This window comes from Achromobacter sp. 1014246743 (assembly GCF_059760725.1).
Window position 1 is genome coordinate 43,295 of the sequence record NZ_JCBANA010000044.1, and the last position, 12,631, is coordinate 55,925.

The 12,631-nt window shown below is 68.6% G+C and carries 17 protein-coding genes; 1 reads left to right on the plus strand and 16 read right to left on the minus strand.

The window, feature by feature from the left end:
• Positions 1-12: 12 nt before the first annotated feature.
• The 16 genes from AC6LJ2_RS18930 to AC6LJ2_RS19005 form a co-directional block, all read right to left on the minus strand.
• Positions 13-576 carry a hypothetical protein gene (locus AC6LJ2_RS18930; protein ID WP_263914209.1) on the minus strand — a complete coding sequence of 188 codons (564 nt, stop codon included), beginning with the start codon at positions 574-576 and terminating at the stop codon, positions 13-15.
• Positions 573-1,079 carry a type III secretion system stalk subunit SctO gene (gene sctO, locus AC6LJ2_RS18935; RefSeq protein WP_445658162.1) on the minus strand — a complete coding sequence of 169 codons (507 nt, stop codon included), beginning with the start codon at positions 1,077-1,079 and terminating at the stop codon, positions 573-575. The genes AC6LJ2_RS18930 and sctO overlap by 4 nt, the downstream gene beginning before the upstream one ends.
• On the minus strand, positions 1,076-2,407 hold the full coding sequence (sctN, locus tag AC6LJ2_RS18940) for a type III secretion system ATPase SctN (protein ID WP_263914211.1): 1,332 nt from the start codon (positions 2,405-2,407) through the stop codon (positions 1,076-1,078). Before sctN ends, sctO begins: the two co-directional genes overlap by 4 nt.
• A gap of 2 nt (positions 2,408-2,409) precedes the next feature.
• Positions 2,410-3,048: an HrpE/YscL family type III secretion apparatus protein gene (locus tag AC6LJ2_RS18945; protein WP_263914212.1), complete on the minus strand. Its 639-nt coding sequence runs from the start codon at positions 3,046-3,048 to the stop codon at positions 2,410-2,412.
• The gene (locus AC6LJ2_RS18950; protein ID WP_498151934.1) at positions 3,018-3,674 is read right to left on the minus strand and encodes a SctK family type III secretion system sorting platform protein; all 657 of its coding nucleotides are present in this window, start codon (positions 3,672-3,674) and stop codon (positions 3,018-3,020) included. Before AC6LJ2_RS18950 ends, AC6LJ2_RS18945 begins: the two co-directional genes overlap by 31 nt.
• 2 nt (positions 3,675-3,676) lie before the next feature.
• Entirely contained in the window at positions 3,677-4,513 is an 837-nt protein-coding gene (gene sctJ / locus AC6LJ2_RS18955; protein ID WP_263914214.1) for a type III secretion system inner membrane ring lipoprotein SctJ, read from the minus strand.
• On the minus strand, positions 4,513-4,941 hold the full coding sequence (gene sctI, locus AC6LJ2_RS18960) for a type III secretion system inner rod subunit SctI (RefSeq protein ID WP_263914216.1): 429 nt from the start codon (positions 4,939-4,941) through the stop codon (positions 4,513-4,515). The genes sctJ and sctI overlap by 1 nt, the downstream gene beginning before the upstream one ends.
• A gap of 7 nt (positions 4,942-4,948) precedes the next feature.
• Positions 4,949-5,386 (minus strand): tetratricopeptide repeat protein, encoded by a 438-nt coding sequence (locus tag AC6LJ2_RS18965; protein WP_263914217.1) that lies wholly within the window; start codon positions 5,384-5,386, stop codon positions 4,949-4,951.
• 12 nt (positions 5,387-5,398) lie between these two features.
• Positions 5,399-5,878 carry a CesD/SycD/LcrH family type III secretion system chaperone gene (locus AC6LJ2_RS18970; protein WP_445658159.1) on the minus strand — a complete coding sequence of 160 codons (480 nt, stop codon included), beginning with the start codon at positions 5,876-5,878 and terminating at the stop codon, positions 5,399-5,401.
• Positions 5,879-5,903: 25 nt separating this feature from the next.
• Positions 5,904-7,187 (minus strand): type III secretion system translocon subunit SseC family protein, encoded by a 1,284-nt coding sequence (sctE, locus tag AC6LJ2_RS18975; RefSeq protein ID WP_263914218.1) that lies wholly within the window; start codon positions 7,185-7,187, stop codon positions 5,904-5,906.
• A 22-nt stretch (positions 7,188-7,209) separates the two neighbouring features.
• On the minus strand, positions 7,210-8,028 hold the full coding sequence (gene sctB / locus AC6LJ2_RS18980) for a type III secretion system translocon subunit SctB (protein ID WP_263914220.1): 819 nt from the start codon (positions 8,026-8,028) through the stop codon (positions 7,210-7,212).
• A 1-nt stretch (position 8,029) separates the two neighbouring features.
• A complete protein-coding gene (locus AC6LJ2_RS18985; protein ID WP_498151935.1) occupies positions 8,030-8,533 on the minus strand; it encodes a SycD/LcrH family type III secretion system chaperone in 504 nt (167 codons plus the stop codon).
• A gap of 25 nt (positions 8,534-8,558) precedes the next feature.
• Entirely contained in the window at positions 8,559-8,870 is a 312-nt protein-coding gene (locus AC6LJ2_RS18990) for a hypothetical protein (protein ID WP_263914223.1), read from the minus strand.
• A gap of 38 nt (positions 8,871-8,908) precedes the next feature.
• The gene (locus AC6LJ2_RS18995) at positions 8,909-9,505 is read right to left on the minus strand and encodes a hypothetical protein (RefSeq protein WP_498151936.1); all 597 of its coding nucleotides are present in this window, start codon (positions 9,503-9,505) and stop codon (positions 8,909-8,911) included.
• A gap of 82 nt (positions 9,506-9,587) precedes the next feature.
• Complete coding sequence (locus AC6LJ2_RS19000) at positions 9,588-10,391, minus strand: hypothetical protein (protein ID WP_263914225.1); 804 nt, start codon at positions 10,389-10,391, stop codon at positions 9,588-9,590.
• Positions 10,392-10,422: 31 nt separating this feature from the next.
• Positions 10,423-11,148, minus strand: coding sequence for a hypothetical protein (locus tag AC6LJ2_RS19005; RefSeq protein WP_445658156.1), 726 nt, complete (start codon positions 11,146-11,148; stop codon positions 10,423-10,425).
• 229 nt (positions 11,149-11,377) lie between these two features.
• On the opposite strand from AC6LJ2_RS19005, the gene sctW reads away from it, so the two are divergent.
• On the plus strand, positions 11,378-12,481 hold the full coding sequence (gene sctW, locus AC6LJ2_RS19010; RefSeq protein ID WP_498151937.1) for a type III secretion system gatekeeper subunit SctW: 1,104 nt from the start codon (positions 11,378-11,380) through the stop codon (positions 12,479-12,481).
• Positions 12,482-12,631: the final 150 nt, after the last annotated feature.

Consider the following 12,631-nt stretch of genomic DNA (forward strand, 5'->3'; position numbering starts at 1 on the left):
GGGTTCCAGGGGTCAACGGGCCGGCGCCGAAGCGTCGGTCTCGGCCAGGCAGGGATATTCGGGATCGTCGGCGCTGACGCGCACGCGCGCCGGCCGCGCCAGGCTGTCGGCCAATTGCTCGGCCAGCGGCCGCGCCATCGCAGTCAGGCGCTCGCGCGAGTCTTCGTTGGCGCAGACGAAGTCGGCGACGACACGGCCTTCTTCTTCATAGACCGACACGCTCACGCCGGGCAGCACGTCGTCTTTCAATTCCACGCGCACCTGGCGCCGGCCCTGGCTGCCATCGGCCACCAGCAGTTGTTCGGCGCTGTCCAGCAGCGCATCGGTCAGCGCGGTGGACGGTGCCTCGGCAGGTCCGGTCGCGACCGATGCGGCGGCGCCAAACAAGGAAAACGGCGTCGCAGCGGGCGGCGCGGGCGGCTTGCCGTCCGCGTCGGCGTCCTGCGCAAGCGCCTGTTCGAATGCGCGCCGGTCGGCGTCGCTGGCGTGGCGGCCGGGGGCCTGGCCATCGGATTGCGCCAGGCCGGTTCCCTGGGGGATGGCGGTTTCCAGGCCGATGCGTCGGTCGATGCTCATGCCGGCTCGAACTCCTCGTGCTGTTCCCAGTCTTCGCGGTCGCGCGACAACGTGGCGGCCTCTTCCATTTCCATGTCTTCCTTGTGCTCCAGCGCCTTCAGGTGCTCGGCCAGGTGGATGCTGGCCAGCTCGACGAACTTGCCGGTCAGTCGCACCGCCTGCTGATGGCGGACGCGGCTGTCAGCCAGCGCCTGGCTTTCTTCGTGCAGGCGCTGGGCGGCCTGTTCCAGCGCCGTTTCGCACTGGCGCTCGCCCTCGCGCAGGCCCGCCACGCCCTGCAGTACGTTTTCGATTTCACGCACCCGCACCACGCGGCTGCACAGGTCGCGGTACATCTCGCGTTCCTGCCTGTCGGCGGCCTCGCGGAAATCCGCCAGCGCCTGTTCCGAGGCCTGCCGCGCAGCATCGGCCTCGGCCTGGCGCAGGCGCTGGCGCGACACCGCGATCTCGGCCTGGCCCTCGCGGAACCGTTTGATGGCCAGCAGTTCGTCAAAGACGCTCATCGCGTCCCCACGATGGCGCTCATCTGCGCCAGGGCGTCGGCCAGCGTGGCCCGTTCGTCGGTGCGCTGGCGCAGGAACTGGTTGATGGCGCCGATCTTGTCGATGGCCTCGTCGGTCACCGCGTCACCGCCGCGCTTGTATTCGCCGATCTTCACCAGCAGCTCCACTTCCTGGTACTTGGCCATCAGCTCGCGCAGCCGGCCGGCGGCCTGCTTGTGTTCGGGCGTGATGACGGCGTTCATGACGCGGCTGGCCGAGGCCAGCACGTCGATGGCGGGATAGTGGTTGGCGGCGCCCAGCTTGCGCGACAGCACGATGTGGCCGTCCAGGATCGAGCGCGTTTCGTCGGCGATGGGCTCGGTCATGTCATCGCCTTCGACCAGCACGGTGTACAGCGCGGTGATGGAGCCGTGCTCGTTCATGCCGGCGCGCTCCATCAGCTTGGGCAGGGTGGCGAACACCGACGGCGGATAGCCGCGGCGGGTCGGCGGTTCGCCCGCGGCCAGGCCGATCTCGCGCTGGGCGCGGGCAAAGCGCGTCACCGAATCCATCAGGAACAGCACGCGCTTGCCCTGGTCGCGGAAATACTCGGCGATGGCGGTGGCCACATAGGCGGCCTTGGCCCGCTCCATCGACGACTTGTCGCTGGTGGCGCAGACGATGACGCTCTTGCGGCGGCCTTCACGGCCCAGCTCGTGTTCCAGGAATTCCCGCACTTCGCGGCCGCGTTCGCCGATCAGCGCCACCACAGTCACGTCCACGTCGGCGCCCTTGACCAGCATGCCCATCAGCGTCGACTTGCCGCCGCCGGCCGCCGCGAAGATGCCCATGCGCTGGCCTTCGCCGCAGGTCAGCACGCTGTCCAGCGCCCGCACGCCCAGTTCCAGCGGCTGCGAGATGATGCGACGCTTGAGCGGGTCCGGCGCCTCGGCGAACACGGGGTAGAACTTGCTGGCTTCCAGCGGCCCCAGTTCGGCCTCGTCCAGCGGCCGGCCCAGGCCGTCCAGCACGCGGCCCAGCAGGCCCGGGCCCACGGGCACCATGTGGGCCCGGCCGGTGGGAATGACCTCGGTCGCCGTGGAAATGCCGTACATGTCGCCGATGGGCGTGAGCAGCGCGGCGTCGCGGGCAAAGCCGACGACCTCGCCCTTCATCTCGAAGTTCTCGCCCGGATTGCGCAGGATGCAGACCTCGCCCACCTTCACCGAGGGCACCACGGCCTTGATGATGGTGCCGATCACCTGCGTGACCCGGCCCTTGATGCGCAGCGTCGGCGTGTCCTGCAGCGCCAGCGACATCATTTCCGAGATGTAGTCGAATTGGCGCATCGCTAGACCCGGCTGCCCAGGGTGCGCTGGAAAGCCTGGCGCAGCGCCTGGATCTGCCCTTCCAGGCTGGCTTCGACCATGCCGATCTCGCTTTCCAGGATGCAGGCGCCGCGCGCCAGCCGGCCGTCGGCCAGGATGTCCAGGTAGCCCACGCCGGGGTAGGCGGCCAGCAGGTCGTTGATCTGCTCGCGCACCGTGTCCACTTCGGCCGGGTTCAGGCGCAGCGTCATCTGCTTCTGGTTGCGCACCACCGCCAGGGCGTTGCGCACCACCACCATGACTTTTTCACGGTCGTCAAAACCATCGACCACCTTGCGCACGGCCGACATGACCAGTTCGACCATCTCGTTTTCGACGCCCGCGAAATACTCGACCGTGCGGCCGACGGTTTCGATCATCTTTTCGGCCTGGTCCAGCAGCGCCGATTCGCGGCCTTCCTGATAGCCGCGTTCGCGCTCGGCCTCGAAGGCCGCCTGGGCGCCGCCGATGATCTCGTCAGCCTGAGTCCGCGCCTGCGCCAGCAGTTGCCCGGCATCCGCCCAGGCCGCGTGATCGGCCGCCCGCAGCACGCGCAGGGCCGGATCGATGCGGCCGGCGGCGGCTCGCGGCGTCAGCGGATCGCGGGGAATGAGGAAAGCCATGTGGGATCCGTTTTCTTCAGTAGCGACAAGCCCAGCGACAGCGCCTCTTGCCCCGGCAAGGGCGGTGGGCCGGCGGGCAGGTCGGGCAGTTTCAATTCGGCGCGCTGCGCCAGTTCGGGACCGCCGCGGGCCAGGGCGGCGCGCAGCGCGTCGCGCCCCAGCGTGTCCACCGCGGCGGTGGTCTCGGCCAGCGACCAGGCGCTGCTGGCGGCAATGCCGCCATGCAGCGAGCCGGCGGTGCGGCGGGTGAAGTCCAGCAGGTCCGCGCCCAGCGCCGCGATCAGCATGCGCACCTCGTCGCCAGCTATGGCGCGGCGCAGCCGCGGGCCGCACAGCACCGCACCCAGCCGGCGCGCGCACTGCGCCAACGCATCGGGGGCCAGCAGCGCCAGCGCCAGTTCGGGCCGGTCCGGGTCCGTCACGGGACGCTGGCGCAGGCCCAAGGCGTCCAGGATGTCGCGCGACCAGTGCCGGTGCCAACTCGCTGCCAGCGCCGGCGCGGCGGCGATCGCCGCCAGCGTGGCCGGCGGCGCATAGGCCGCATGGCGGCTGGGGTGCAGGGTGCGGCTGGGCAACTGGTTGAATTCAACCAGCCGACGGTCCAGCGCGGTCAACGCCAGCGTCATCGCTAGCGCCCGTCCGCCACGGGTTCGCGGCGCTCGGGCCGGGCGCGGCGGGGCATGCCATAGCGCCAGAGCAGGTAGCCAATGACGCCGGCCAGCGCCAGCACCAGCACGATCAGCCCGATCAGCCACGCGGTCAGCGCCGGAGAAGTGCCTTCGCCCCCATCCCCCCCCATGGCCTGGCGCGCCGCATTGGCCGCGGCCGCCGCCGCGCCGGCCGGCTGCGCCGACACCAGCGCGATCGACACGCGGTCTTCGGTCAGCCCGGGAATGGCATGCGTGACCAGCTTGCGGATCTGCGGCTGCAGCGCGTCCAGGTTGTAGCCGGTCTGGTGCTTGATGAACACCGCGGCCGTGGACGGCGTGGTGGTTTCGCCGACGCCGCCGCGCTCGGGCAGCACCACGTGCACCCGGGCGGCCAGCACGCCGTCCATCTGCGACAGCGTGTTGGTGAGTTCCTGCGACAGGGCGTAGATGTAGCGGGCGCGCTCTTCCAGCGGCGACGACACCAGGCCTTCCTTGCGGAAGATCTGGCCCATGCCGTCGAAGCGTTCGCGCGGCAGGCCGCGGGCGCGCAGGATATCCAGCGCGCGGGCCACCTGCTGGCCGTCCACCGACACGGCCACGCCGGTCTTGGTGGTGGCCTTCTGCGCCGAGATGCCGGCATCGAGCAGCACCGACAGCACCTCGTTGGCCTCGCTTTCATTGGCGGCCGAAAACAGCTCGACGCGCGAGCCGCACGCGGCCAGCAGCAGCGCCAGCGCGAACAGCAGCCAGCGCAGATGCCGCAGCGCTGAGGCGCCGGGAACGGCGGGAAGGAACAACGGGGCAACGGCGTGCATTAGGACATCCTGACGAGCGTATCGATGTTTTGCGTGGTGCGCGAAACGGCCTTGCCGACCATTTCGTACTGCACCGAGATCTGCACCAGATCGGCCTGCAGGCGCAGCATGTCGGCGATGGACGGCTCGGTGGACATGGCGTCCAGGCGGCCGGAGATGTTCTGCCACTTTTCCGAATACTCGGTGGTGGTGCTGCGCAGGCTGGACAGGATCTGGTTGCCCAGCGTGGCCGGGGCCGCGTCGACGCCGGGCGTGAATGCCGATTGCAGCGCCGCTTGCAGGCCGGTCAAGGCCGGCGCGCCGGCCTCGGGCGCGGCCATCAACTGGTTGAAGCGTTCGGTGGCCAGCTCGGACGGCGTGGCGGCCGGCGCGGCCTTGACCGAGTCCAGCGCGGGCGACAAGGCGGCGGAAAGCGCGGTGATTTCCATGATTTTCCTAGCGTTGATCGGTTTGCAATCCCAACAGCGAACGCGCCAGCACAGCGCCCTCGCCGTCGGCGTCTGTCTCGGCGCAGGCCTGCAGCAGGCGCACGCTTTCGGCGTTGCGGCCCGCCAGCTGCAGCGCCAGGCCGCGCCAGGCGGCCAGCAGCGTGCGTTCCCCCGCGGCGCTGGCCTCGCCCTGCTCCAGCAGCCGCACGGCCTCGTCGGCCCGGCCCGCGTTCAGGCGCGCCACCGCCAAACCCAGCCAGGGGTAGGCGCGGCCGGGGCGCAAGGCGCGCAGCGCGTGGAAGATGGCATCGGCGCGCGCGACGTCGCCGCGGCCCGCGGCCAGAAAGCCCACTTCGGCCAGGCAACGCGCGTCGTCCGCCTCAAGTACAAAAGCCGTCTCACCCGAGACGGCCGTTGCCGAGGCTGTGCCCACCCTATCGTTCATGGCGTTCCCGACTCATGGGCGGACCTCCTTCTCAGCCAGCGCCAGCAAAGAGGCGGCGCGCGCGCCGGCCTGGGCATAGGCGCTGTCGGCCTCGGCCGCCGCCACCACCAGCCGCAACGATTCCCGCGCGGCTTCGGATTGGGCCAGCGCCAGCTGGCATTCGGCCACGCGCAAGGTGGCTTCCGGCGATGGCGGGAACAGCACGCCGATCAGCGACTGGATGCGGATCGCTTCTTCGAAGCGGGCCTGCATCTGCAGGCACAACGCCAGGCCCGCGAGGTAGTGCTTGCGGGTCGGCCCGTACTGCGACAGGAAAGCGAACAGCGGCAAGGCCTGCGCGTACTGGGCCTGGGCCACGTGGGCATAGGCCATCGCGTAGATCACTTCGAGCTGGTCGGCGGTCAGGCGTTGGCTGCCGGGCAGCGCCGCCAGGCCGTCATACAGTTGCTGCCCGAAGGGGCTGCGCACATTCGCGGATGAAGATTGGGACATGGTGTGGGTTCCGATGTTGCGCTGGTCAAACCATGGCGCGCTTGCCGATATTGGCGGTGACCTGGCTCATGCTGTCGGCGGCGGCGTTGATCATCTTGCTGACCAGCTGCATGGACTCGTCCATCGCCTGCATCACGGTCTTGATCTGTTCGCGGTCTTCTTCCATCGAGGCCTGCAGCTTGACCAGCAGGGCCTCGAGCGCCTTCTTGTCGGCCAGCACCTTGTCGGCCGCCTCCTGCGCCTGGGCCGACTGGATGGTTTCGACGCCGGTGGCGATCTGGCCCGCGCCCTTGACCACCGCCGCCGCGCCCGAGGCCACCTGCCCGGCTGTCTTGACCGAATCGGCCACGGTGCGCGCCGTCTGGGAACCGACATTGGCCGCCGCGTTGGCCCCGGCCGACACGGCGCCCGCGCCGAAAGTGGCCACCGCCATCACGATGCCCACGGTGATGGTGGCCGCCAGGCCGACGGCCATGGCGATATAGCCGGCGGTCTGCGGATCTGCCCCGGCCAGCACCGCAATGGCGCCGGCCATCTTGCCCAGCGCACCGGGTTCGATCAGGATCGCGCCGGTCAGCAGCATGGATGCGCCCGCGACGATGTTGCCGATCTTCTCGGCCATTTCAGGCTCGACGCCAAACGCCTGCAACAGCTTGCTGACCGCCTGCGTGACCAGGTTGCTGATGCTGATCTCGGGCCCGCCGCACTCGGCCGATATCTGGTTGGCCAGCATGCTCACCGCCCCTGCCACCGCAATCGCCGCCAGCGTGACCATCACCGGACCTGCCGCGCCCCCGGTCACCGCGGTGGCCGCCACGGCCGCCACCACCATCAGGGCCGCCGCGATCGCCGCCACGATGGCGCCGATCCAGCCGAAGATCTTGCCCAGGATGCCGCCCTTCTCGGCGTCCTTGCTCTTCTGGATCCACTCGTCGACCTTGCGCAGCTGCTCTTCGTTGTTCTTGGCCTGCTCGATGCGGTTGTTCTCGATGTTTTCCTTGGCGCTGCGCAATTGCGCGTCCTGCGTCTTGCCTTGCAGCGCGCGCAGCAGGTCCACCATTTCCGAGGCCGAGAATTCACGCGCCGGCGGCGCGATGGCGGGCTTGCCGTTGGCATTGGTGACGCCGTCGCCGGCGCCGTTGCGCGCCTGCGCCACGCTCGAAGCCCATTGCGAGGCCAGCGCGGCCAGGTCCAAGCCGCTGGCCGCCTGCAAGGCGGCCTGGGCCGCGGCGCCCGCGACCGCGCCGGCACCGGACGGGTCCAGCGCGGGTGTCAGGCCGGCGTTGCCGGTAGAAGGCCGGATATCCATAGTGATGGCTCCCCAGGCGGGTTCAGAGGTTGCGGGCGATGCCGCGATTCGTCTCGCTGCGGCTTTGTTCGATGGCGCCGAGCTTGTCGCGAACATCACGAATGACGTCCATCATCTGCTGCATCAGGTCGTTGGCATGCTGCACGCCCGACTCGAATACCTTGGCGTCGGCTTCCAGGTGGGCGCGCGCGGCGTCGGCTTCGCCTGCCTTGCGGTCGTAGTTCGCCTGGATGATGCCGCCGACGCCGCCGGCCACGCCGCTCAGGCCCTGGCCGATGCCGGAGGAGTTGGCGGCAAAGCCGTCCAGCTTGGCCTGCGTGACCGTCTGCTGTGCGGTAAGCGGGCTGGAGGTGGTCGTCATGCGCGCCGACGCGCCCATCGCGGCCATCCCGCCGAGCCCCACGCCGGCCTGCATGACGCCGCCCACGATCTGGCTGATGCCCTGGGCCAGCGCGCCCTTGAAGCGCTCTTCTGCGGCTTCCTTGATCTTGTCCGCCGCGGAATGCAGGGCCTGGACCTGCGCGTCCATCGACGCGGCGCGTTCCGTGCGCGCGGCGTTGCGCTGCTCTTGCGCCATCTTCTGAAACAGCGCCATGACGGCGTACATGTCGGTCTCGGCCGACCCCATCAGCTTGCTCAGTGCGTCCGCGGCGCCCGCAGCGGCGTTGCCCGACGGCAGGGGCAGGCCCAGCGCGGCCAGCTTGTCGGCCGCGCTGCCCTTGGCCACGTACTGCGTGGCGTCCAGTTCGGTGAACCCGGCGGCCGGCGGCGGCGCGCCATCGGCGCCGGCCAGGGGATTGAGCAGCGCCGGATTGATGCCGGCGTTGTTGATGTTGATCATGTCAATTCTCCTTGGCGCCGCGCGCGGCGAGCAGGGTTCGCAGGGCCTGCGCGCGTTCGGCCAGCACGGCGTAGCGGTCGGGTTTGCACATGGCCAGCGCCAGGTCGCACGATTGCAGCGCGGCGTCGGGCTGGCCCATTTCCAGCAGGCACTGGGCGGCGTAGAACACCGGGGCCGGCTCCAGCGGGTCCAGCAAGGTGGCGGCCATGTATTGCTGCAGTGCGTCGGCGTGCTTGCCCATGGCCTGGGCGGTGGCGCCCAGCGCCACCAGGTAACGGTGTTCGGTGTGGTCCAGCGACACCAGGTAGGCCAGCACCTTGAGGGCGTCGGCATAGCGCGCCTTTTCGTACAGGCCGTAGCCCAGGCTGTAGAGCGCCTCGCATTCGTCGGCGGTCATGCCCTTGAGCTGGCCCAGGCTGCCGCCCCGGGCCAACTGGCCGACGATCTGGTCGTGCAGCGCTGCGTACTCTTCGCCGGTCATCGGCGCCTGGACGGCGGTATTCATCGGGGGGCTCCTGGTGCGTTCGGAATCAGACCATCGTGCGCGGACGCTTGACCGGCGCGCCCGCGGCGCGCGGGGCGCTGCGTTGGCGGGCGTAGGCCGCCTCTTGCTCGACTTCGCGTTCGATCGCTTCCATGTCCTGGCGGAACAGGGCCTGCGCCTCGTCGCGCTGGCGCTCGTCCATCGGCTGCGCCTGCAGCGTGGAACGAACCTTTTCCGGGTCCAGGCCCAGCTTGCGCAGCTTGTCGTCGGATTCCTCGATGGACCGCTGGGCGTCGCGCACGGCGGCCTCGGCGCGCTCGATGATGTCCTGGATGTTCTGGTCTTGGGTGTCGGCCATTGCCGTTCTCCGGGGTGGGCGTATTTATCAGGGGCAGATCAGCGCATGTTGCCGATGATCGACGAACGGCTGTCCTGCATCTTCTTGACGAAGTTGGTCATCGTGTCGAAGGCTTCGTTGCGCTTGTTCGACAGGCTTTGCAGTCGCAGCATGTCCATCTGCTGACTGTTGCTGGCGGCATCCAGCTTGCTCTTGAGGTCGGGAATCGCCTTCTCCAGGCCCTCGCGGGTCGGCAGGCCGGTGACGTTCGCACTGATGACGTTGCCCTGGGCATCCTTGACCGGCGTGGCCTTGACCGGCGCCGGGTCCATGCCCAGCTTGAACGCCAGGATGGCGTAGTCCTTCGCCAGCGCGTCATTCGTCGGCGTGCCGGCGCTGCCCTTGACCACGTCGCCCGGCTTGGCGTCCTTGGACTCCAGCGAACCCTTCATGCCGTTCAGCTTGGCCTGCATGTCGTTCAGGGCGCCGGTCAGTTCGTTGCGCTTCTGCACTTCCTCGATCTGGCTCTTGAGCTGGCTGTCCAGCAGCTTGGTGCGTTCGGACTGCACCATCATCAGGGCGGTCTCGATATCCATGCTGGAAAGATCGATCTGACCGATGTTTCCGATATTGGACGTGTTGACGTTTACGTTCACGGTGAGCTCCTGGCCCGGGCGGGCTGCCCGGCTTCAATGTTTCGGTTGACCGACGATGCAGCGTAAGTAACGGAACCCGGCCTCAGGTTCCACGAATCTTTTCGGAAATCGCCATCTTGCTGTCCTGCATCTTCTTGACGTAGTTGCTCAGCATTTCCGCCGACTCGTTGCGGCGGTTGGTCAGGGCCTGCAGGCGCAGCATCTGGTCCTGCTGCCGGCTGGACGTCTCGTCGATCGCGCCCTGCACCCGCTGCACGGCCTGGCGCAGTTCGCCGTATTCCGAGTCGTAGCGGATGCCCCCCGGGCAGCGGTTCAAGGTCTGGCCGGGGTAATCGGGCGTCATGAACCCCTCGTGGCCGGCCATTTTCTTGACCAGCGTCTCGGCCACGAAATGCCCGCGCAGATCACCCTTGTCGCGCCACTTCACCAGCAGGTCGGCCTGGTCGGGCGGCAGGTAGGCATGGGCGAATTCCTTCATGTCGCCCATGTGGCCGAACAGGCGCCAGGTATTGCTGTCCGAGGCAAACCCCAGGTTCAAGCCGGCCTCGGCCGCCGCCCGGTTGATCTCGTCGGCGCGGCGAAAGCTCCAGCCGCCGCTGGCATCGTCCCATTCCTTGCTGTACTTGGCGTCGGCATTGAATTGCGCCTGCACCGCCTTCAGGCCGGCCTGCACCGTATTGAGCAGTTCCAGCCGGCGGTTGAGCGCGCGCAATTCCTGGATCTGGGTCTCGATCTGCTTGTCCAGCAGGCGGCCACGCTCGCCCTGCACGCTCAACATGGCCGTTTCCTGGTCGGCGCCCACCAGGTCCGCGCCACGCACGCCGCTGGAACTTTCCAGGCCGACGCCGCCCAGCACGGGCTGGCTGCCGCTTACCGGTCCGCTCATCGATCGCCCCTGTTCATTGGCCGCCCCGGGCTCAACGCATGTTGCCGATGATCGACGAGCGGCTTTCCTGCATCTTCTTCAGGAAATTGGTCATGACGTCGAAGGCTTCGTTGCGCTTGCCGGTCAGGCTTTGCAGGCGCAGCATTTCCATCTGCTGGGTGTTGCTCAGGTTGTCCAGCGACGACTTGATCTCGTTCACGGCCTGCTTGTTGGCGTCGATGGTCTTGCCGTTGTCGACGATCTTCGCTTCCAGCGCCGCGATCTTGCCGTTCAATTGGTCCACGAAGTTCTGCACGACCCGGCCCTTGGCGTCCATGGTGCCGTTGCGGTCGACGTCGCGGGGCGCGTCGTCGCCGGTCGGGATCGTCAAGCCGGCCGCCTTGATCTGGGCCAGGGTGTCGTGCGACAGCTTCTTGTCATCGCCCTGCCCCCATGACAGGCCGTACCAGCCTTCGGGATTGGGGCACTTGCTGGCCGACAGGCGGCCTTGCAGGTCTTTCAACTGCCCGATCTGGTCCTGCAGGCTGACGTTGGCCGATTCCAGCTTCAGGTTGTCTGCCGTCTTGGCGTTCATGGCCTCGTTCATGCCCGCCATCTGGGCATTGCGGCCGTTCACCGCATCCAGCTGCTGGCGCAGGGCGTCTTCCAGCATCTGCGAACGCTGGGTCTGCACCGTCATCAGTGCGGTCTCCAGGTCCATGCTGGACAGGTCCATGCCCGCAACGTTACCCACTCCCAATCCGGAAACCGTAGACATTCCATTCTCCTTTGACGGCCGCCCGCTGCCCGCGGCGCGCACCAGAACCATCACGGGTTAACCCTTAAATTCGGCATCGCAGCACCGGCGCCCATGGCAACTCGGCCTGCCCCGTGTACGTAACCGTTGCCCGGGCTTGGTTCCCTGCAAGAAGGATGGAACTTTCCCGCCCCAACCGTTACTACCCCAGACCATGCGCGGCCCTCGCCCGCCGCCTACCCGCGTCCCCATGAACCGTATCGACACCGGCCTGCCCGCTTCTTCCGCTTTCTCGTCCTCGACCGCGCACGCCGATGTCCAGTCCGGCCAGCCGCAGGTCGGCACGATGCTGGGCCAGACCGCGATGAAGGTGGACGGCGAGGTGTCGCTGGCGGATTCCGCCGAAGAGCTCAGCCTGCACATGGCCGAGAAGGCCGAGGACAAGCACCACGCCGAACGCAAGGTCGGCCGCGAGGCGCCCCTGCAACTGCTCAGCGCCGAAGCCATCATCGGCTTCCTGGCCGAGGCCCACGACGCCGATGCCCAGGAAAAACTGATCGAGCTCGCGCGCCACCTGCTGGCCGGCCAGGCCGACCCGCGCCAGGCCGCGGCCCAGGCGTTCGGCGATGCGGCCCGCCAATACCTGGGGCTGCAATACGCGCTGCGCCAGGGCGAAAGCGAAGGCGCCCCCGAAGACGTGCTGGACGGCCTGCGTGAAGCCCTGGCCGACCTGGAACTGGAAAGCGGCCCGCAGATACGCGCCAGCCTGAACACCATCGGCGCGGCGGCCGGCTATGCCGACGACGCCCGCGGCATCGCCGACTTCCAGCGCACCTACCAGGACGTGGTGCTGGGCGAATCGTCGCTGGCCAAGACCCTGGCCCTGGCGCTGGAGCGCTTCGGCGGCAAGGACGCGGGCCGCGGCTTGCAGCAGCTGATCCAGGCGCTGGGGCAGGACCTGGCCGCCGCGCGCCCGTCCACCAACCCGGACCGGCTGCACGCCCTGATGCAGGACCTGTATCAGCTGGGCGTGGCGGTGACGGTGCTGGACGGCTGCGCCGAACTGGGCCAGAAGCTGGCCACCGAACACGGCAAGACACTGGCGGCCGACCGCCTGATGCAGGACCTGGTCAACGTCAGCAACGAGAAATGGGTGTCGGAATCGCGCTTTTCCGCACTGGCATCCAGCCATGGCGTGGACACGGTCGGCGCCCGCATCGTGTTCCTGGGCGGGCTGCGCGCCGTGCTCAAGGACCTGCCGGTGCCCATGTTTCCCGACCTGGACGCCCGCCAATCCGTCCTGAATGCGGCGCAACTGGCCCTGGACGCGGCCATCGACGAGGAATACGAATGAACAGCCTGGACCGCGCGCTGGGCGCCTTCGGCGAGCACATCGGCATGGACGGCTTGGCCCTGGGCCCGAACGGCAACGTGGCGCTGCAGCTCGAATCCGGCCGCCGGGTCGTGATCGAGGCGGCCGGCGATCCGGCGGCCGCCGGAGCGC